Origin of the sequence: Nostoc sp., from assembly GCF_036917135.1 — a bacterium.
In the GTDB taxonomy this organism is placed as follows: Bacteria; Cyanobacteriota; Cyanobacteriia; order Cyanobacteriales; family Nostocaceae; genus Nostoc.
Genome location: NZ_JBALEA010000092.1, coordinates 26,593 through 45,863, shown reverse-complemented (window position 1 = coordinate 45,863; position 19,271 = coordinate 26,593). Strand labels below are relative to the sequence as shown.

The following is a 19,271-nucleotide window of genomic DNA, read 5'->3' as shown; positions in this document are numbered from 1 at the left end:
AAATTTCGCCTCATCAGAGAGGTTGTACGACAAAATATAGATGCAAATTGGATAGACAGTACTTAGCGTGAGCAACGCCAAAAGCAACCGTCTGTGGGGCATAGCCCCGATATAGCGCTAGTCTAGATTGGACTCAAGCCCAGCATTGCCCGTAGGGTGAAAGTCAGGAAGACTAGGCTGCTCACAAATAAACCCAAGATGGCGATCAAAGTGACAGGGCGCTTCAACAATGGCACCAATGGCGCAAAGGTGTTTAGAAACAGCCCTAAGACGATCGTAATTAAGTACCGGGGGTAGCGAAAGACGTTATCCCAAAATCCGTCAAACATTTGAATGTAAACTGCCTTGTTATATACTTACGTTTGTTTTGATATGCTTTATCTACTCAATTGTAATCTATGCGGCTGGAAAATTAGCCAGCTAATATAAAATATGGCTCGTCGGTTATATTGGCTTTATTTAGTCGTGATTATTTTCAGTTAAATCGGAAGTAAATGGTAATTCAAATCCCCAAGGAAACTAGCCCGCGTCCATTTTTGAAGTGGGCAGGGGGTAAAAGTAGGTTGATACAGCAATATATTCCTTATTTTCCCAAGAGTTATAAAAATTACTATGAACCATTCTTAGGTGGTGGTGCAGTTTTTTTCTATCTCCAACCAAGTGCAGCCATTTTAACTGATATTAATGCCGATTTAATTAACACTTATTGTTGTGTTAGAGATCATGTTGAAGAATTAATTTCTCTATTAAAAGAGCATAAAATCCGACATGGTAAAGATTATTATTATAGTGTCAGAAACAACTCTGGTGGTACTGATATAGAAAAGGCTGCTCGGATAATTTATCTTAATAAGACTTGTTTTAATGGTCTTTACCGAGTTAATTCACAGGGTAAATTCAATGTGCCATTAGGCAAATATGAAAATCCTAATATTTGTTCTGAGGTTTTACTAAAAGCAGCCTCAGAAGCACTTAATCATGCAGAAATTAAACAAGCGAATTTTACAGAAGTCTTAAATCATGCGACTAGTATTGATGACTTTGTATTTTTTGATCCGCCCTACCATCCTATCAGTGACACTAGTTATTTCACCGCTTATAGTCAAAATTGTTTCGGCAAAAAAGACCAAGAACTTTTAAGAGACACTTGTGCAGAGTTGGCAAGTCGTGGTGTCAACGTTATGGTATGTAATTCTGATAGCGAGTTTATTAGAAAAATTTATACAGATATCAATTTTGAAACCTACAAAATTAAAGCAACGCGTTCAATTAACTCAAACATAAAAAATAGAGGCGCGATTGACGAATTATTAATTACTTCTTTTAAAGATTTTTGTTTGCCCAAGCAATGAATCTGTCTAGGCTATAAACTGCTAATAAATTATGGTTATCATTAACTCTTGCTTTCAGCCATTTGCTTGCGCCTTCTCGCATACCTTCACCGCCTAAAATCACGATAGTTGGTGCAGGATAATAGTGCTGAATGTTCATGTTCAAGTAAGGAAACTTTTCGTCAACCGAACCGGGGCTTTCTTGCCATTTGCACTCGAAAATTAAACCAGATGGCATTGCCGGTGAGCCAACAACATAAAAATCAACCTTCAAATCGGTATGATAAATTCCAGTTCCAATATAAACTTCTTTTCCATAGCGTTTTGGTAATAAAGCAGCATTTAAAATAAATTCTTTTTGGACATAGTTCCCGACTTGGAAATAATTATGCCCACTCAAGATTGCTTCTACATTTCCTTCTAAAATATTCCCAGACTTATTTGCCCGTCCGCCTTGAGTCAGAGCCATCTTTAATCCCTCTGCCAAAAGTCCTGCTTATTATAGGATTTCACAGAAGTAGTAAAAAAGGGTCAGTTGCTTAATATGAATTTTTGATTTTTACTAAAAAAGGTTGGATTAATAGGTAAAAATCCGAATATTTTAGTACTTCCGTACTAAGTAAATACAAATGTATTAATAATTTCGATCAGGAACGAGTTACTAATTGAGGAAAATATGAAAGGAATGAAGTTTTCCTTTTCTCTTTGCCCTTTACCTTTTTCTTAACCTCTCTAATCATTGGGATTTAGATTGGATAAATTTTAGTGATTTCGCCTTGGACTTCAACCTGTCTGAGCTTCAGTATGACCGTTGCGGATAGACCATGCTAGTTCTAAAAGTTGAGTCCAGCGCTTTTGTAGCTGCTTGGGGGTGCATTTGATGGTTTTAGCGATCGCCAAGTCGTTTTCCCGTTCAGTTTTTAACTGTAATATTTCCTGTTGCTGTTCGGTGAGTTGATTCACAAAGATTTCCCACTGCTGGGAAGATAAACCCAATTTTTGCTCTAAACCCGCACCTAACCATTGATGTACTAATTGCCAGTGGTGTTGTTTGGCAAACTTTTCTACATGGTATTTAAAGCGTTGTTGGAGATAATCGCGCTGACGGCTGGTTAAACCGAGAATTTGGTCAATTTCTGGGGCTGAGAGGTCTTGAAGTTTCAAGCTGAGGTAGTTCATACAGTCAGATTGACCTTGAGCCTCTAGGTATTTCATCAATTCTGTGATGACGCGATCGCGTTCTGACTCTTCTGATGGATCGAAATTAGTTTGGGCGATCATTTGCGATCGCAGCTGTTGCACCGCCGAGTTACGCTGGTAAGATTCTGCTTCTTCACCCTTAGCAGACTCTACCGCCATTTCAATATCCACGGTGGTTTCTTGGGGCTGACGACGAGCAAAACCTTGGGCCCGCAAGATAATCAATTGCTGATTTGCACCACCAGGTAAATTGATCCGGCGTTTGGCGTACTGTTCTGTAAAAGCCATATATTCAGCTAATTGCAGCTGAGTACGCGGCGTGTGATCATTAGGTAGTTCGTTTTCTCTGCGGAAAGCTTTGATCGCTTCGATATAAAATGCTTGTAAAAAATCTTCAATCAGGCTGTAACGAGCATCAAAGCCCAACTCCGAGCCGGCCATAGTTACATGGCGGTAAACCATAGCACCCAAATTGCTATGTAATTCCACCCGCCCTTGTTTTGAACCTAGTTGGTAGTAACGTAAGCACTTTTGCATCCGATGTCTTCCCAACGTCATCTGCCAGGACTTGATTTCCCCAGATGTTTGGATACGGGAGCTTTTATCGCAAATGCGTTCTACTTCTACAGCTATGCGCTTTGCCAAAGCTTCTACGCACTTGGGGGTTGCTTTTACTTGCGCTTGCATTTCGTCACACAGCAATTGAATTAGGGTATTACTGCTGCTATCTGAAAATTCTTCAGTCAAAAGGTGGTTATCAAAAATGGGTGTAGAGTTTGGTAGATTGACGACGTTAGCTTTCATGACTTTTCCAGGTAGTAGTATTGCACCGTAATTACAACGCAGAGACAGCAATCAAGGCAGTCCTTGGCTTGTGAATCTTTGGGCATTCATCCATCAAGACTTGCCGCATATAATGCTCACATCTAAAGCTCATATCTAAAACTATAGGAAATACGAAAGAGTTACAGCTATGGCAATGTGTCGGTTTTTTCACAAGCCACCATATTGATCCTGGGACATGAGTACCCGCCATTTGATCAAAGTTGTCAAATGCCTTATTCTGCCGACTGTTGCCACCATCCTGTTATATCAACTGTGGCAGCTACGTCTGTTGTAGACATCGCCTTTAAATATGACAATTTTAAAACTGGAGTCGTTTTTATCACAATTTCCGAAACGGAGAGGTGCGCCTGTGAAGTGGAATTTTTATACCCATGCTGCTGCTGCTTCCCAACCTAAACCCCTCCGTATAATTACTGGTTTATCTTCCGTCATATCCAAGATAGTAGACACTTGATATGTAGGTTCCTCGCCAGCATCAATAATGATGTCTACTAACTTATCCAAACGGTCAAATAGCTCTACCCGAGACTGAACAATTTCTGGATCTATCCGAATCATGTCATTATCTGCTTCATCTGGTGGCAGATGTGCCGAAGTTGAAATAATCGGATTGCCCAACGCTGCCAGCAACTCCAAACACACAGTATGGTTTGGTACTCTAATTCCAGTAGTTTTCCGCTTGGGGCTTTGCACCAATCGCGGTACTAACTTAGTAGCTGGGAGCAAAAAGGTATATGAACCAGGAATCAGGCGTTTCATAATCCGATAGGCTGTGTCACTTACGAAGGCATAAGTTGCCACATTTGAAAGCGAGGGACATAAAAATGTCAGTGGTTTATCATTTGCTAGCTTTTTAATTTGCCGCACTCGTTCTACCGCCGACTTAGCATTCAAATCACAACCGATCGCATAGACTGTATCAGTAGGGTAAAGCATAACTGCGCCACTTAAGAGCGCCGACTTTATTTCCTCTATTCGGCGAGTTTGAGGATTATCCGGATGAACTGAGAAAATTTTTGCCATAACACGGAGTGGGGACTGGGGATTGGGGACTGGGAACTGGGGAGAATAAAAAATTATTCTTGACTAATGACTAATGACTAATGACTAATTTATTATGAATAAAATCGCTTATCTTCAATGTCCGACAGGAATTTCTGGTGATATGTGCCTGGGTGCTTTGGTAAGCTTGGGTGTTCCTGTGGAGTATTTAATTGAAAAACTCAATGGGTTGGGTATTGAACAGGAATATCAGTTAAGGGCTGAATTTGTCCAACGTAATGGTCAGCAGGCGACTAAAGTCCATGTGGACTTAGTACACGATCATCATCATCATCACGATCACGACCACAGTCATGATCACACACGCCACTTGCCAGAAATAGAGCAAATGATCCTCAAAGCGGGGTTGCCATCACAGGCAGAAGCTTGGAGTTTGGCGGTATTCCGACAGCTAGCAGTGGCAGAAGGGGCAGTGCATGGTATTTCTCCTGAAAAAGTTCATTTTCATGAGGTGGGTGCTGTAGATGCGATCGTAGATATTGTGGGTACTTGCCTGGGGTTGGATTGGTTGGGGATTGAGAGCAATAACGAAGGATTGCCCCTACTTTACTGCTCGGCGTTCCCCACTGGTGGCGGCACTGTTCGGGCTGCACATGGTCAGATGGCGGTACCAGTACCAGCAGTATTAAAGCTGTGGGAAATGCGGGGTTGTCCTGTTTATAGCAATGGCATTGACAGAGAACTGGTGACACCAACAGGAGCCGCGATCGCTACTACTTTGGCAAGAGATTTTGGTTCACCACCTGCGATCGCTATCAAGCAGATAGGACTGGGAGCAGGAACCATAAATTTACCCATTCCAAATATTCTACGCCTCTGGTTGGGTGAAAGCGCAACTTTACAGTCAAATTTCAGTGATTCTGAAGATACTAGCTCAAATTTAGAAACGATATCAGTACTAGAAACTCAAATTGATGATTTAAATCCGCAAGCGATCGGCTATGTGTTTGAGGCGTTGTTTGCTGCTGGTGCGGTGGATGTTTTTACCCAAGCGATCGGCATGAAAAAGTCCCGTCCGGGGATTTTGCTGACTGTGATTTGTCATCCAGAAAATTTACTCAGTTGTGAAGCGGTTATATTCCGCGAAACTACAACTTTGGGCATTCGGAGAACAACTCAGCAACGCGCCGTTTTACAACGAGAAATTCAACAAGTGGAAATTGAATATGGCAAGGTACGCGTGAAAATAGCATGGAAGGGACAATCGCCAGAAAAAGTTATTGCAAATATCCAGCCCGAATATGAAGATTGTGCAGACTTAGCCCGAAAACATAATATTCCCTGGCTCGAAATTCAACGATTGGCGCTACAGCGTTGGTATTTAGTCAATGGCTGAATCTCCTCCCTGATTCTCCTCGTTCCCGATCAAAGACTGGGAAGGGAGCATCCCAATTTAGCAAATTTACCAAGATTGTTATAGGTAGGGGTGAAATTTTGGTACTGATTATCAAGACAAGAGCGACATTGGAACAAGTTGAGCAAATGCTGCAAACTTTAAAAATTTACATTAAAGTTGCAGTAGACATTGAAAAACAAATTCTGGCTGGAGGAGGAGAAAGACACTCTGAATGTGAAGCAGTATTGCTCGAAGATGGTAGTAGACAGCGAGATATTTGGGGTGCTGATTGGACTCCCTTTGACCAATCGATAGCTTATGAATCTATTATTAACATTCGTCCCAGTCAGAACAATCGTTCGATGATTATTCAAGAAACAGAAATTCGTGAACAAGTTAAAAAAATCACTCAGGAGTTAATTGGTGGATATAAACCAGAATTTAGATAAAAAAGCGCGTTTTCAAAGTGACAATACATCAACTCGCTTAGGACACATAGCTTCCAATTTAGCGAGGCTTAGAACATTTTGTAACACTGATTATAGAGCAGCTGTTGAGAGTGTAACAGATGAAACACTGTGGTTCATTGAATGGACAGCAGCAGAAATTGAACCGGAATATGCCGAAGAACTAGTTAACATTCAAGTTCAACTAGAACGATGGAGATTAATTTTTGATAATATTTTGTCTGATGATAAAACACGCACTGAAGTTGCAGAACAATCTAGTGTTTGGTCTGGACAACTATTAGATATGTCTGGCTTGCTGTCTCAATCCACAGTGTAGCAATGATTTTAGAAAAAGTGTCGAGCTTGCTGGAGTCTCCTCGTTCCTAGTCGGAGACTGGGAATGCCATCCAAAAGGCTCCGCCTTCCCTCATACATCAATTGCCGATAGTCAGCTAACATCACTGCGTTTTTACCCTTATTTACAGAAATCATCTACATCACAAAACAAGTTTTTTTGTCCCATATTTTTTATTTAATAAAAAAGAAATATTCACAAAATCACTAAATTAGAGTTTTTATCAAATATTGTGTCAATGTAAACGCATCTACACCTAATTCGGTACGCTCTTGTGATGCTAAAATACCCGCTTGCGAATGCCACCAGGCGGCAGTTGCCACAATATCTTCTATGGGAATCTGTTTAGTTGCTGCTTGCGCCAACAATCCGCCCAGTAGCCCAGTTAACACGTCACCGCTACCACCACGGGCTAAGGCGGGCGTGCTTTCTGGAACAATCCAAACGTCACCTTGAGGGTTGGCGATCGCAGTTCTCGCCCCTTTCAACAACACTATCGCCCCACTTTGGGCGGCTGCTTGCTGTACTGCTTTCACTCTGTCATGTTTGGCATCGGCGACATCAGGAAACAATCGTTCAAATTCGCCAGTGTGGGGTGTGAGTACGGTTACTGCTTGGCGTTTTTTTAATGTGGGGATTGCTCTCATTTGTGCCAAGATATTTAAACCATCGGCATCGAGAATTAGAGGGCGTTCGCTCTTAATTACTTCTTGCACAATGGGCGTAGCATCTCGTGTTAAACCGGGGCCACAAGCGATCGCATTAAAGGAACTCAGATCAGTTTTTTCTGGTAAATTTAGGTGGGCGATGGCTCCGGTTTCCGTCTCTGGACAACCGACAATTAGCGCTTCTGGCAAATGTGACACCAAAAGAGATTTCAGGGATTCAGGTACGGCAATAGAAAGCATCCCTACACCACTAGCCCTAGCACCCAAACCAGTTAAAATTGCTCCACCTGCATAGCGCCGCGAACCACAAATCAGCAGTAAATGTCCTTCCTTATATTTGTGAGTGACTGCTGGACGCGGTAGAGGTAAAGTAGCAAGTGCGGTTGCTGGTGTAATCCGTTTAATTCTGGGTGCATCTTTGAGAACAGCTTCTACATCAGCTAAAGGAATATCAAAATCGATTAACTCAGCTTTACCAATATATTCCAACGCCTGATCTTGAAAGAAAGCTAGTTTCCATAAACCTAAACAAAAAGTGTGAGTGGCGCGAATGGCAGTTCCTAATACAACGCCAGTGTCGGTGTGTAAACCTGAAGGTAAATCGATACTATAAATCGGCACAGACAATTCATTTAGCTGATTAATTGCAGAGGCGATGGGATCAATCAGGTTTCTTTCTAAACCCAGCCCAAACAACCCATCAATCAACAAATCAGAATCGGGCAGTTGCTCAATTGTTTGATAAATTGGAATGCCCAAGCTTTGAGCATATTGCAAGTGCTGCGAAGTTAATTCTTTGAACTTAGAGAAAGGAGAATAGATCCAAACTTCATACCCGCGAAAGTGTAATTCACGGGCTACTACTAAAGCATCGCCACCATTATGACCGGGGCCGACCAGAATTCCAACACGAGATCCCCTTAAAAAGGGGGTATTGGGAGGAACAGAGTCAGCTTTTTTAAGCGGAGTTGGGAGGATCTCCAGAATCCGACGGGCAATTAATCCCGCCACCTTTTCCATCAAAGCAACTACAGGCATTCCCACTGCGAAGATCCGCTTTTCAACATCGTGCATTTGCCCAGCAGTCACTATCACTTGCGAAATTTGTTCTTGCCTATCTTGCATCAGTCCTGAGTCCTGAGTTATGAGTTTAATTTTACTCCCCAATTCCCAGTCCCCAGTCCCCAGTCCCCAATACTTCGGCTTCCCTCAGTACAAGTCCCTAATCCCCTCTTTCTTACTTCCCGTAGTAAACCCTGGCATTACGGTATCCTAAATTTCGCAGATACTTATTCCATTCCTCAGCTTGGAATCGATCGGGGAAAGGCCCTACTGCTACGTGTGGTCCTCGTGGTTGCGTCCTTTCAAGGACTCCGCCAGATTGGCCTAAACCTTGACTAAATTGGGCTATATTCTGCCTAATTTGGGCTGCGATCGCAGGTAACTGTTGGGAAGTGGTAGGAATGGCGACATAATATCTAGAGACTGACCTAGTAGCAATTATATTGTTGCGATCGCCTACCAAGCCTCTACTATTACCTGTATCTATTTCCTGTCCATTACCGAAGCTGATAATCCGGGCGTTATATATACCTCGTGACTGTAGCTCACTAACCCGTTGTTGAGCGTTAGATACTCTGTTAAAAACTCCTGACTGAATTACATTCCGTCCTTGGTACTGGCGAATGTAAGCACTGGGTTCAATCTGACGTATTTGTTGTAACGTTTGGGAATCACTACCATCTACGTAAACTAAGTAGCGCTCAAAGTTTTGGTTATATTGACTAAACTGTGGAGGTTGAGAGGGCTGAAAGTTCGGCTGAAATTGATTGTTCTGTAACGGTTGGGATGGCTGAAAATTCTGCTCTAGTTGATTGTTTTGTAATGGTTGGGGGGGCTGAAAGTTCTGCTCTAGTTGATTGTCCTGTACTGCTTGGACTGGCTGTAACTGCGGTGATGGCTGTTGACCAAAGGGAATTATTGGCGGTGGCGGTAAAATTTCACCTGCTTGTTGAGCCAGTAGCACCTTGCTGTTATGGATTTGTGCTTGTGCTGGCGTAGATTCAGTAATCAGCACTAACCATCCTCCCACTAACAAGGAGAGAAGTTTGATAGTGGGCTTCCAACCCTCAGAACTTTGGCGCAGCATCTGAAATGGGATAAATTGACTGGGTATTCCTCTCGACATAGTAGTTAGAAAGTAGTCAAAGTATTTTTAGGCAATTTCCATCAGGAACTAATTAGTTCACCGTTGTAGCAACTATATAGCGTTAACGTAAAGTTAGCTCATCTACGTGGCAAAAAATACATCTGTAACTAATTTTAGATAAAGATGACGGAGTGAATAGCGATGTCTAAGGGCGGGCTATTCGGTGTCGCTAACTTGGTGACATTAAAACTGAAGTGCTTTAGTAGCAAGGCTTTGAAGAGTATGTGCTACAATGGGACAACCACGCAGCTATCGTGTCGTGCTTTGTATGAAAAAAGTCGTCGTTGGTCTTTCTGGTGGCGTTGACAGTTCCACCGCCGCCGCTATCCTGCACCATCAGGGCTATGAAGTGATTGGTTTGACTCTTTGGCTAATGAAAGGCAAAGGTCAATGTTGCTCTGAAGGTATGATTGACGCGGCTGAACTCTGTGAACAACTGGGCGTTCCCCATCAGATTGTGGATATTCGGGATCTCTTTCAGACGCATATTGTCGATTATCTAGTAACTGGTTACAGTGCTGGGATCACGCCTTTGCCTTGCTCCCAGTGCAATAAAACGGTGAAGTTTGGGCCAATGGTGCAGTATGCTCGTGAAGAATTGGGATGCGATCGCATTGCCACTGGTCATTATGCCCGAATTAGCTATGACGAAACAACTGGACGTTACCAATTATTAAGGGCTGTTGACTGCAACAAAGACCAATCATACTTCCTTTATGATTTGTCTCAAGATTTACTTGCAGCAACTATATTTCCTCTCGGCGAACTAGAAAAAACTGACACCAGGCGGATTGCAACTGAATACGGGCTGAAAACTGCTGACAAACCAGAAAGTCAAGACTTATGCTTAGTGGAAAGTAACGGTTCCATGCGGGCATTTTTAGATAAATATTTAGCTCCCAAAATAGGCGATATTGTCGATGTCACAGGCAAAGTTTTGGGACAGCATGATGGCGTCCATCACTACACCATTGGACAGCGCAAAGGCTTGGGGATTGCGGCTGCCGAACCTTTGTATGTGATTGAATTAGATGCAGAAAATAATAAAGTAGTAGTAGGCGATCGCACCAAGGTAACTCAGCCAGAATGCACGGTAAATCGAGTCAACTGGGTTTCTATTGCCGAACCATCCACCCCAATTCATGCCAAAGTGCAAATTCGCTATCGTTCAACGGCTACACCAGTAACGGTAATTCCGTTGGAAAACTCCCGTATGCGTTTGGTGTTTGATGAACCCCAATCCAGCATCACCCCAGGACAAGCTGCGGTGTGGTACGACGGCGAAAAAGTCTTAGGTGGCGGAATTATCGAACAGTTTAGTTGAACCTTGAGTTTTGGCGAAGCAATCAATCCCAAAAAGAAATCCCCTCTGCCTTTGCGATCTTAAAATCAGTACAAGGCAGAAGGGCTTCATTTTTTATTTTTCTATAGGCAGATTTTAAGGATAATGCTGGCAAAAAACCAGTTCGTCTGATTTCAAACCAGCAAAAATCTATGTTGTGTTTATTTTAACCTGCCTACTGAGTCGAGCTTATTTCCAATCGGGAATCTCGGCATCTTCTCCACCAATCCCGATTCCAGTGTTAAACACTTGTGCATCAGTAAGATTGAGATCATTCATTGATGCTTGATACACATTAGAATCGTGAATCGTCGCGCGAGTAAAATTTACCCCGTTGAGATTGACTTGCTTCAAATTCACATTGGTTACATAAGCGGATGTTAGGTTAGCACCTGCCAAGTTTGCACCAGTTAAGTCAGCACCTTCGAGGTTAGCTCCTACAAGGTTTGCTCCTTGCAGCTTCGAGCCTCTCAAATCAGCACCAATTAAATGAGCGCCACTAAGGTTAGCTCCTGATAAATCACACTTAGTACATTCCCCAGTTGAAAGCAGCTTTTGTAAGTCCTGCGGATTCTCGGCTCTAACCGAGCTAATGAAAAGTAGGGGAGTTGCTAAGGCCATAGCCGCTAATAGCTGGAGTTTCATAATTTTCCCCCTTAAATAATCAAGTTGCGTCCGTTCTATCCCTCACAACTCTATTATCTCATTAAACTTCGTAAGGTCAATCTATCTCTTGACAACTTAGTTGTGATCTGAAACATGAATAAAAGTGATGTCACAAATGCCATTAATTCTGATTTTTGGCGATTTTTAAAGGATAAATCTTCAAAACTGGCAATGTTAAATCACTATTAAATCTTTTAAAAACCTGGCGCTACTCGCAATCACTGGTTTGATAAGTATTTATACTTTATCAATTGATGCTTTAGCTTCAGTCTTCAGAAATTTCTGCATATAATAATTAACCAATTCTGGCTGTTCTTGTTGCACCCAATGACCACAATTAGGAATATACTTGATTTGAAAATCCCTGACATAAGCTGCGGTGTTATAGGTTAGTTCCTTACCGAGTGCAGTGTCATTTTCTCCCCAAATCATCAGTGTTGGCACTCCCAGAACGCCCCAATTTTGATTTAGCATTCTCTGTTGAAAAATATTTCGGTAGTAGTTCAACATTGCGGTGAGGGCACCACGTTTTGCCGCAGCATCTTTATAAGCGTCAATATCCGCTTTAGTGAAAGCACTCTTGTTAACTGCTGTACCTTTAAAAATTGTTTCAATTGCTTGGTAGTCTGAAGATTGTAAAAATACTTCCGGGAACCAAGGCAGTTGAAAGAGGAATATATAGTAACTACGCTGCAACTGTTGGAAGGTGCGTAAGCCTTCGGCAAATTTGGCAGGATGAGGCAGATTAAGGATAATTAATCGCTCTACCATATCGGGGTGAGTGTATGCAAAATTCCATGCGATCGTACCACCCCAATCATGTGCAACTAAAACACATTTTTGGTATCCTAAAGCTTTAATTACTCCCTCAACATCTTTGAGAAATTCATCCATGACATAAGCTGATTGCTGATTTGGCTTATCACTGTCGTTGTAGCCACGTAAGTCAATAGCAACTACTTTAAAATCTTGGGCAAATTCTGGTATTTGATGGCGCCAAGAGTACCAAAATTCAGGAAACCCATGCAACATCAACATTAAGGGGCCTTCACCTTGGGTAACGTAGTGTAGTTTCACCCCATTAGTCGTTATATAATCGTGTTTCCAAGTCACTTCTATTACAGACATCTGTTGTGCTTTTTGTTGGTGATGGTTATGATATATAATGTTTTTCGTAAAAATATATACTAATAGATAGTTTTAAAATTGCAATTATCCTTCGGATAGATATTAGACATCTGGTAAAAAATGTAGAGACGTAGCAGTGCTACGTCTCTACAAAGGTTCTCAGTCAGATTTGAGTGCAGGTGGTGTGAGCAACAAGAGAACATTTTCTATTTGAAGATGAGTGGAAAGGTAGTTAAAAAATATTTTTAAGGAAAAAGGCGCGTGGAATTTAAATTGCCAGTGGAACAGGTAATTAAGACCCTAAAAGAGGATTTACCAACACTTTTTGAGAAAGATATCTCATATCAAATTTATACAGAAGATATCTATTTTAAAGACCCAGTGAATACATTCAAATACAAATTTAACTATCGCATTATATTTTGGACTTTGCGATTTCATGCCCGACTATTTTTTAGCCAAATTTACTTTGATGTGCATGAAGTTTCTCAGTCAGCCGAAGATACGGTTTTAGCAAAATGGACAGTGCGGGGAGTGTTACGTGTTCCCTGGAAAGCTGGGTTGCTTTTTAATGGCTATTCAACGTATAAACTCAACCCAGATAATTTAATATACGAGCATATTGACACATGGGATCGTAAACCTGGCGAGATATTACAGCAATTTTGGCAAAAGGGAGAAACAAATAATTAGATACATGGTGAGTTAAAAAATTTATCCAGAACAACGTGATAAACACCGAAATAAGAAATTAATGCACGTTATCAGTCGGAAAAAGCTACGACAATTCTGCCAAAAACACGCTGATTGCTGTGAAGCACTTGATGACTGGTACATAACCGCTAGTAAAGCAGACTGGGCTAATTTACTAGAAGTTCAAACTATTTATCCTCAAGCCGAAGCAGTAAGCAAGTTTATAATATTCAACATCAAAGGTAATAAATACCGCTTAATTGCTAGTATTAACTATGAAAAGCAGGTCATCTATATAAAATATGTCTTAACTCATGCCGAATATGACAAAGATTCCTGGAAAAATGACCCTTACTTTTAACTCAAATATTTACAGCGAATTGCTGTCTCAACATCAACCTCGGATTATCAAGACAGAAGAGGAAAACGAGAAGTTTTTAGAGACTGTTGAAGAACTGCTTTCTCGTTCCGATTTAACTCCTGAAGAAGATGCTTTGTTGGAATTATTGGTAAAACTGATTGAGGATTTTGAAGATAAGCACTATCAGCTTAATGTTTCAACACCTCATTCAAGACTCAAGCATTTGATGGAAGCTAAGGGTTTGGAACAAGCTGATTTGGTAGAAATTCTTGCTTCGAGCGAGATTGTTGCTAAAGTAATTAATGGTGAGTTAGAAATCACTAAAGAACAAGCTGAGGCTTTAGGAAAGTTTTTTCACGTTGATGGAAGTTTGTTTATTTGTTGATTTTCTAGATGGTAAAAGTATGTTAAACCAATAATGTTTTACCACCAATTGGTTGATGATATAAAGTCATTAGCTAGCTAGCATTTAAAGTTTCTACGGCATAAGCTTTTCCTGTTAAGTCGCTGAATTCTACTTCAAAAACTCCAGGTTCATATTCTTCTACAATTGTTCCTACTTGACCGCGATGCAATCCCACTTCTGCTAAGTCTTCGGTTAGGGCAACCACATCTAATAATTTCATTGGTATTACCTCATTGCTTAGATTATATAACAACAAATAGACCTCTCTCCAAACCTCTCTCCTCTTAGGAGAGAGGCTTTGATTTTCTCCCCTTCCCTACAAGGGAAGGGGCTGGGGGTTAGGTCTTATAATTGTGGTCTAAATACATGAAAACTGCTGTAAATAAAATTAAATAGTCTCAAACTAGGGATAAAATTTAGAGATAGGATGGTTTAGTTTTATATAATCCACCCTACTTTGAAAAGACTAAGATTTCATCGCCGGATACTGTTTCAACACCTGCTTTAAATATTGTCCAGTATAAGACCTGGGATTTTTTGCAACTTCCTCCGGTGTACCAACAGCAATCAATTCTCCGCCTTTGTCGCCACCTTCTGGCCCCAAATCTATCACCCAGTCAGAACAACGAATTACATCTAAGTTGTGTTCAATTACTAATATTGAATTACCTTTATCTACCAATCTTTGCAACACATCTAACAATTTATGGACATCGTAAAAAGATAACCCTGTTGTCGGTTCATCTATTAAATAAAGTGTCTTACCTGTGGCGCGTCGAGATAGTTCTGTTGCTAATTTTACCCGTTGCGCTTCACCACCTGATAAGGTAGTCGCAGGTTGTCCTAGTTGCACATAACCCAACCCGACATCAAATAAAGTTTGCAAACGCGCGATCGCTTTGGGAATATTTTGGAAAAAGTCTAAACTTTCCTCAACTGTCATTCTCAAAACATCAGAAATAGATTTATCTTTGTACTTCACTTGCAATGTTTCGCGGTTGTATCTTGCACCTTTACAAACTTCGCATTGCACGTAAACATCGGGGAGAAAGTTCATTTCAATAACATTTACACCCTGACCACTACAAGCTTCGCAACGTCCACCTTTAACGTTGAAGGAAAATTGTCCAGGTTTGTAACCCCTAGCTTTGGCTTCTACTGTTTGAGAAAAGACATCTCGAATCGCATCGAAAATTCCTGTGTAAGTTGCAGGATTAGAACGTGGTGTACGTCCAATTGGGGATTGATCGATGACGATCGCTTTATCAACCGCGTTTAATCCCTGAATTTTATCCAAATGTCTGGGTAAGGGAACTTTCTTCGTTAAATGGTGTTGCAGAGATGGGTACAGTAATTCGTTAATTAGGGTAGATTTGCCAGAACCAGACACACCAGTAATGGAGACAAGTTTACCTAATGGAATGTCTACATCTATATTTTGTAAATTGTTGCGATGGGCATTTTTAATTCCCAAACTGCGCCCATTTCCTTCTCGGCGTTCTGCTGGTGTGGTAATTACTCGTCTTCCTGATAAATACGCACCCGTCAAAGAATCTTCTGCTGCTAATAACGCCTGAAAATCACCTTGGGCGACAATATTTCCGCCGTGAATTCCTGCACCAGGGCCAATATCAACTATGTAGTTGGCTGCACGAATTGTTTCTTCATCGTGTTCAACAACAATTAATGTATTACCCAAATCGCGCAATTTAGTTAGGGTTTTGAGTAATCTGCCATTATCTCGTTGATGCAAACCAATACTCGGTTCATCTAAAACGTAGAGAACTCCTGTTAAACCAGAACCAATTTGCGTTGCTAGACGAATTCGTTGGGCTTCGCCACCCGAAAGGGTCATGGCAGGACGATCCAGGGTGAGGTAATCTAAACCAACATCTAACAAAAATTGTAATCTAGCTTTGATTTCTCTCAGGACTAAATCAGCAATTTGTAACTGGCGATCGCTCAACTTGAATTGATCGATTCTCTCCCGACAATCCCGAATTGATACGGTAGTCAATTCTAAAATTCCATATTGTCCCAATTTCACCGCCAGGGCTTCCGGTTTTAACCGTTTTCCTTTACAAACCTCACACGGTTGATCAATTAAATACTGCTCTAATTTTTGCTTAACTAATTCCGAACCACCCTCATATTGCCGTTGCAAAATTGGAATAGCGCCTTTAAAACTCTGCTTCCTCTGTGCCTCTGCGGTTCGTTCATCTTTCTCCCCAAACAAAATAATTTGCTGCTGTTCTTCTGTCAGCTTGCCCCAATTTGTCTGTAACTCAAACCCATAAATCTGCCCCACACTATAGAGTAATTCCAAATAATAAGAATTATCTTTTTCTGACCAAGGCGCGATCGCAGCATAAACTGGCGCTTCCCAGTCGGGTACTATCAAATCAGGCGCAAATCTTCTTAAAGTCCCAATTCCGTGACAGTGCGGACAAGCACCATAAGGTGAGTTAAAGGAGAACAATCGCGGTGATAGTTCCTCCATCACCGCCCCATGTTCTGGACAAGCAAAATTTTCTGAAAATACTAATTCTTCTTCTTTTTCTTGTCCGTCGTCACCAAGTAGACTCACCAGAATGGTCGCAATACCACCCGATTGCTTGAGACACGTAGACAGGGAATCAACCAAACGCTCTTGGATATCATCTTTTTTCACCAAGCGGTCAATTACCACTTCGATGGCGTGGGTAAAATTTTTATCCAATTCAATGGAATCTGACAGTTCGCGTACCTCGCCATTAATTCGCACGCGGACAAAACCTTGAGAAGCCAGACTTGACAAAAGCTTACGGTGTGTGCCTTTTTTCCCGCGAACAACGGGTGCTAGGATTTGGAAGCGGGTGCGATCTGGTAATTCCATGATGCGATCGCACATCTCATCAATTGTCTGGGGTGCAATACAGCGATCGCATATCGGACAATGGGGTTCACCAGCCCGACCAAATAACAGCCGCAAATAGTCGTAAATCTCTGTCACCGTACCGACTGTGGAACGGGGATTATGAGACGTTGATTTTTGGTCAATAGAAATTGCTGGACTTAAACCTTCAATGGCTTCTACATCCGGCTTATCCAATTGTCCGAGAAATTGCCGTGCGTAGGCGCTGAGGGATTCCACATAGCGACGTTGCCCTTCAGCGAAAATCGTATCAAAGGCTAGGGAAGACTTACCAGAACCAGAAACGCCAGTAAATACGATTAGGCGATCGCGTGGCAATTCCAAGTCAATATTTTTCAGATTATGCTGCCTAGCACCCCGAATCCGAATGGTATTCTGGCTGTTGTGGCTGGGGTAGGGGAGATGGCCATTCAAGGATGCTGCTAGCTGTTGGTCTGACATATTGGGCGGCGAAGAGGGAGTTTCTGATGAAACAGTCCTTAATAATACTATCTTTAATCGGTTTATAGTAGAACAGTAGTACTCTTTTAGTTAGTTGTTATTCCAGATTCAGTCCGCAGACATATTTAATAGTCTGCTAATTTGGAAGCATCCCGATTAAATATCCTTCTGAGGGCGAAGCTATGGTATCGCAAATCCAACCGCCGACCCAGCCAGAGGTCATCTACCCAGATAGTGACGGACAACCAATCGCTAATAATACGATAGAGTTTGGGTGGATTGTAAAAATTAAGCAAAATATAGAGTGGCTATTTGCCGACAATCCAAATGTATTTGTCGCCGGGGATTTATTTTGGTATCCGGTAGAGGGACGCAACAAAATTGTTAACGCCCCAGATGTGATGGTGGTATTAGGTAGACCGAAAGGCGTAGGCGTAGCCCGTCGTAGACATCGTTTATGCTACCAACAATGGAAAGAGGAGGGAATTGCACCGCAAGTGGTATTTGAAATTCTTTCTCCCAGCAACACCCAAAGTGAAATGGATAAGAAATTACTTTTCTATGACCGTTATGGCGTGGAAGAATACTACATTTACGATCCTGAGAAAAATAATTTGCACGGTTGGTTACGCTCTGAAGATGGCTTAGATGTCATCCCCCAAATGGCAGATTGGGTGAGTCCTCTGTTAAAAATTCGGTTTGTTCCATCATCAGAGGGTTTGCAGCTATATCGCCCTGATGGAGAACGGTTTTTAACTTATACAGAAATTTCCCGCAACGCTGAACAAGAACGCCAACGGGCTGAACAAGAACGCCAACGGGCTGAACGGGCTGAACTTGCCAGGAGAGATGCCATACCCCGATTATTGCAAATGAATTTGAGCATCGAACAGATTGCCCAAGCTTTAGGATTGTCAGTGGAAGAAGTGCGAACCCTTGCTCAAGAGTAATGCCGTATGCAATTTTTTAATCAGGCCATTAGAAATTGAATTTGTACTTGAGATATTCTGATTATGCTAGCCAATGCCACCACCCATGATGTCACCTGGGAAAAGTTACCTGATGATTTTGTTTTAGAGAACGAGCCAGTGGATAACATTAATCAGCCACTATTAGCTGCGGCTTTAACAGAAAGCTTGGAACTAGCTGGCAAATTGCCCGCTAATGCTTTAACCATCACCAACTACGGTATCTGCGCCACTTTGAATAATCGATTTGTAGTCAAAGCACCAGATTGGGGATATGTATCATCTATTCGAGTTTCACGAGAAGAAGTGAAGCGCAGTTATACCCCACGACTCCAAGGTGATATTCCCGTAATTGTGATGGAATTTCTCTCAGATACCGAAGGTGGAGAGTATTCTAGTAAACCAACCTATCCCCCTGGTAAATGGTTCTATTATGAGCAGATTTTACAAGTGCCAAACTATGCCATTTTTGAACCAGAGCAAGGAGTCTTAGAAGTTTATCGGCGAGATGATTTAGGAAATTATGAACTGCAAACACCGGATGTAAATAATCGCCACTGGATAGGCGAAATGAACTTGTTTTTAGGCGTATGGCAAGGAAGCCGAGAAAACCGCGCAGGTTATTGGTTACGTTGGTGGGATGACAAGGGCGAACTATTGCTGTGGGGTTTGGAGTTAGCAGCAAAAGAACGGCAAGAGAAAAACGCTGCTCAACAGCTTGCAGAACAAGAAAGTCAGCGTGCAGAACAAGAACGCCAGCGTGTAGAGAGATTAGCCGCCCAGTTAAAAGCGCTGGGAGTAGAACCGGAAGTTTAAATCGGAAGTGCGATCGCATTTCTTTTTTACCAAGCGATGTCTACGATGGTTACTGAGCTTGTCGAAGTGCGGGCTACGCC

The 19,271-nt window shown here is 41.8% G+C and carries 20 protein-coding genes; 10 read left to right on the top strand and 10 right to left on the bottom strand.

The features are described from left to right. Window positions 1-122: 122 nt before the first annotated feature. Entirely contained in the window at window positions 123-329 is a 207-nt protein-coding gene (locus V7K50_RS30295) for a DUF751 family protein (RefSeq protein ID WP_229550407.1), read from the bottom strand. 165 nt (window positions 330-494) lie between these two features. Here V7K50_RS30295 and V7K50_RS30290 point away from each other — a divergent pair, with 165 nt between their 5' ends. Continuing rightward, a complete protein-coding gene (locus tag V7K50_RS30290) occupies window positions 495-1,352 on the top strand; it encodes a DNA adenine methylase (protein WP_334966684.1) in 858 nt (285 codons plus the stop codon). Here the strand turns inward: V7K50_RS30290 and V7K50_RS30285 are convergent. The 3 genes from V7K50_RS30285 to V7K50_RS30275 form a co-directional block, all read right to left on the bottom strand. Further along, window positions 1,324-1,800 (bottom strand): PD-(D/E)XK nuclease superfamily protein, encoded by a 477-nt coding sequence (locus V7K50_RS30285; RefSeq protein WP_334966682.1) that lies wholly within the window; start codon window positions 1,798-1,800, stop codon window positions 1,324-1,326. The genes V7K50_RS30290 and V7K50_RS30285 overlap by 29 nt on opposite strands. A gap of 314 nt (window positions 1,801-2,114) precedes the next feature. Continuing rightward, window positions 2,115-3,335: a HetZ-related protein gene (locus tag V7K50_RS30280; RefSeq protein ID WP_334966680.1), complete on the bottom strand. Its 1,221-nt coding sequence runs from the start codon at window positions 3,333-3,335 to the stop codon at window positions 2,115-2,117. Between the two features lie 405 nt (window positions 3,336-3,740). Beyond that, on the bottom strand, window positions 3,741-4,400 hold the full coding sequence (locus V7K50_RS30275) for an L-threonylcarbamoyladenylate synthase (RefSeq protein ID WP_334966678.1): 660 nt from the start codon (window positions 4,398-4,400) through the stop codon (window positions 3,741-3,743). 94 nt (window positions 4,401-4,494) lie between these two features. Here V7K50_RS30275 and larC point away from each other — a divergent pair, with 94 nt between their 5' ends. The 3 genes from larC to V7K50_RS30260 all read left to right on the top strand — a co-directional run bounded on the left by larC (window position 4,495) and on the right by V7K50_RS30260 (window position 6,561). Beyond that, window positions 4,495-5,775: a nickel pincer cofactor biosynthesis protein LarC gene (gene larC, locus V7K50_RS30270; protein WP_334966676.1), complete on the top strand. Its 1,281-nt coding sequence runs from the start codon at window positions 4,495-4,497 to the stop codon at window positions 5,773-5,775. Window positions 5,776-5,873: 98 nt separating this feature from the next. Then, a complete protein-coding gene (locus tag V7K50_RS30265) occupies window positions 5,874-6,224 on the top strand; it encodes a DUF5674 family protein (protein WP_292749852.1) in 351 nt (116 codons plus the stop codon). Beyond that, window positions 6,199-6,561, top strand: a complete 363-nt coding sequence (locus V7K50_RS30260; RefSeq protein WP_334966673.1) for a hypothetical protein — start codon at window positions 6,199-6,201, stop codon at window positions 6,559-6,561. Before V7K50_RS30265 ends, V7K50_RS30260 begins: the two co-directional genes overlap by 26 nt. A gap of 224 nt (window positions 6,562-6,785) precedes the next feature. Here V7K50_RS30260 and V7K50_RS30255 read toward each other — a convergent pair whose 3' ends face one another. Together V7K50_RS30255 and V7K50_RS30250 are read right to left on the bottom strand one after the other, a co-directional pair. Further along, window positions 6,786-8,372, bottom strand: a complete 1,587-nt coding sequence (locus tag V7K50_RS30255; protein ID WP_334966671.1) for an NAD(P)H-hydrate dehydratase — start codon at window positions 8,370-8,372, stop codon at window positions 6,786-6,788. A gap of 112 nt (window positions 8,373-8,484) precedes the next feature. Beyond that, complete coding sequence (locus V7K50_RS30250) at window positions 8,485-9,435, bottom strand: hypothetical protein (RefSeq protein ID WP_334966669.1); 951 nt, start codon at window positions 9,433-9,435, stop codon at window positions 8,485-8,487. A gap of 289 nt (window positions 9,436-9,724) precedes the next feature. Here V7K50_RS30250 and mnmA point away from each other — a divergent pair, with 289 nt between their 5' ends. Continuing rightward, window positions 9,725-10,780, top strand: coding sequence for a tRNA 2-thiouridine(34) synthase MnmA (gene mnmA / locus V7K50_RS30245; RefSeq protein ID WP_334966736.1), 1,056 nt, complete (start codon window positions 9,725-9,727; stop codon window positions 10,778-10,780). 207 nt (window positions 10,781-10,987) lie between these two features. On the opposite strand, the gene V7K50_RS30240 is transcribed toward mnmA, so the two are convergent. Next, on the bottom strand, window positions 10,988-11,443 hold the full coding sequence (locus tag V7K50_RS30240) for a pentapeptide repeat-containing protein (protein ID WP_334966667.1): 456 nt from the start codon (window positions 11,441-11,443) through the stop codon (window positions 10,988-10,990). Window positions 11,444-11,701: 258 nt separating this feature from the next. Next, a complete protein-coding gene (locus tag V7K50_RS30235) occupies window positions 11,702-12,592 on the bottom strand; it encodes an alpha/beta fold hydrolase (RefSeq protein WP_334966665.1) in 891 nt (296 codons plus the stop codon). Window positions 12,593-12,853: 261 nt separating this feature from the next. Between V7K50_RS30235 and V7K50_RS30230 the strand changes: the two genes are divergently transcribed. From V7K50_RS30230 to V7K50_RS30220, 3 genes are all read left to right on the top strand, one after another. Then, window positions 12,854-13,285 (top strand): DUF2358 domain-containing protein, encoded by a 432-nt coding sequence (locus tag V7K50_RS30230; protein WP_334966663.1) that lies wholly within the window; start codon window positions 12,854-12,856, stop codon window positions 13,283-13,285. Window positions 13,286-13,346: 61 nt separating this feature from the next. Then, window positions 13,347-13,646 (top strand): type II toxin-antitoxin system HigB family toxin, encoded by a 300-nt coding sequence (locus tag V7K50_RS30225; protein ID WP_334801881.1) that lies wholly within the window; start codon window positions 13,347-13,349, stop codon window positions 13,644-13,646. Then, window positions 13,630-14,031, top strand: a complete 402-nt coding sequence (locus V7K50_RS30220; RefSeq protein WP_334966661.1) for a helix-turn-helix domain-containing protein — start codon at window positions 13,630-13,632, stop codon at window positions 14,029-14,031. The genes V7K50_RS30225 and V7K50_RS30220 overlap by 17 nt, the downstream gene beginning before the upstream one ends. A gap of 73 nt (window positions 14,032-14,104) precedes the next feature. Here V7K50_RS30220 and V7K50_RS30215 read toward each other — a convergent pair whose 3' ends face one another. Together V7K50_RS30215 and uvrA are read right to left on the bottom strand one after the other, a co-directional pair. Continuing rightward, window positions 14,105-14,272 carry a DUF4926 domain-containing protein gene (locus tag V7K50_RS30215; RefSeq protein ID WP_334966659.1) on the bottom strand — a complete coding sequence of 56 codons (168 nt, stop codon included), beginning with the start codon at window positions 14,270-14,272 and terminating at the stop codon, window positions 14,105-14,107. 246 nt (window positions 14,273-14,518) lie between these two features. Next, complete coding sequence (gene uvrA, locus V7K50_RS30210; protein ID WP_334966657.1) at window positions 14,519-17,407, bottom strand: excinuclease ABC subunit UvrA; 2,889 nt, start codon at window positions 17,405-17,407, stop codon at window positions 14,519-14,521. Between the two features lie 182 nt (window positions 17,408-17,589). Here uvrA and V7K50_RS30205 point away from each other — a divergent pair, with 182 nt between their 5' ends. Both V7K50_RS30205 and V7K50_RS30200 read left to right on the top strand, forming a co-directional pair. Then, on the top strand, window positions 17,590-18,357 hold the full coding sequence (locus V7K50_RS30205; RefSeq protein ID WP_334966655.1) for a Uma2 family endonuclease: 768 nt from the start codon (window positions 17,590-17,592) through the stop codon (window positions 18,355-18,357). Window positions 18,358-18,420: 63 nt separating this feature from the next. Beyond that, the gene (locus V7K50_RS30200) at window positions 18,421-19,191 is read left to right on the top strand and encodes a Uma2 family endonuclease (protein ID WP_334966653.1); all 771 of its coding nucleotides are present in this window, start codon (window positions 18,421-18,423) and stop codon (window positions 19,189-19,191) included. Window positions 19,192-19,271 lie beyond the last annotated feature (80 nt).

Coding starts and splice junctions, on each gene's coding strand:
- V7K50_RS30295 (WP_229550407.1), bottom strand. CDS start 329: ATGTTTGACGGATTTTGGGATAACGTCTTTCGCTACCCCCGGTACTTA.
- V7K50_RS30290 (WP_334966684.1), top strand. CDS start 495: ATGGTAATTCAAATCCCCAAGGAAACTAGCCCGCGTCCATTTTTGAAG.
- V7K50_RS30285 (WP_334966682.1), bottom strand. CDS start 1,800: ATGGCTCTGACTCAAGGCGGACGGGCAAATAAGTCTGGGAATATTTTA.
- V7K50_RS30280 (WP_334966680.1), bottom strand. CDS start 3,335: ATGAAAGCTAACGTCGTCAATCTACCAAACTCTACACCCATTTTTGAT.
- V7K50_RS30275 (WP_334966678.1), bottom strand. CDS start 4,400: ATGGCAAAAATTTTCTCAGTTCATCCGGATAATCCTCAAACTCGCCGA.
- larC (WP_334966676.1), top strand. CDS start 4,495: ATGAATAAAATCGCTTATCTTCAATGTCCGACAGGAATTTCTGGTGAT.
- V7K50_RS30255 (WP_334966671.1), bottom strand. CDS start 8,372: ATGCAAGATAGGCAAGAACAAATTTCGCAAGTGATAGTGACTGCTGGG.
- V7K50_RS30250 (WP_334966669.1), bottom strand. CDS start 9,435: ATGTCGAGAGGAATACCCAGTCAATTTATCCCATTTCAGATGCTGCGC.
- mnmA (WP_334966736.1), top strand. CDS start 9,725: ATGAAAAAAGTCGTCGTTGGTCTTTCTGGTGGCGTTGACAGTTCCACC.
- V7K50_RS30240 (WP_334966667.1), bottom strand. CDS start 11,443: ATGAAACTCCAGCTATTAGCGGCTATGGCCTTAGCAACTCCCCTACTT.
- V7K50_RS30235 (WP_334966665.1), bottom strand. CDS start 12,592: ATGTCTGTAATAGAAGTGACTTGGAAACACGATTATATAACGACTAAT.
- V7K50_RS30225 (WP_334801881.1), top strand. CDS start 13,347: ATGCACGTTATCAGTCGGAAAAAGCTACGACAATTCTGCCAAAAACAC.
- V7K50_RS30220 (WP_334966661.1), top strand. CDS start 13,630: ATGACCCTTACTTTTAACTCAAATATTTACAGCGAATTGCTGTCTCAA.
- V7K50_RS30215 (WP_334966659.1), bottom strand. CDS start 14,272: ATGAAATTATTAGATGTGGTTGCCCTAACCGAAGACTTAGCAGAAGTG.
- uvrA (WP_334966657.1), bottom strand. CDS start 17,407: ATGTCAGACCAACAGCTAGCAGCATCCTTGAATGGCCATCTCCCCTAC.
- V7K50_RS30205 (WP_334966655.1), top strand. CDS start 17,590: ATGGTATCGCAAATCCAACCGCCGACCCAGCCAGAGGTCATCTACCCA.
- V7K50_RS30200 (WP_334966653.1), top strand. CDS start 18,421: ATGCTAGCCAATGCCACCACCCATGATGTCACCTGGGAAAAGTTACCT.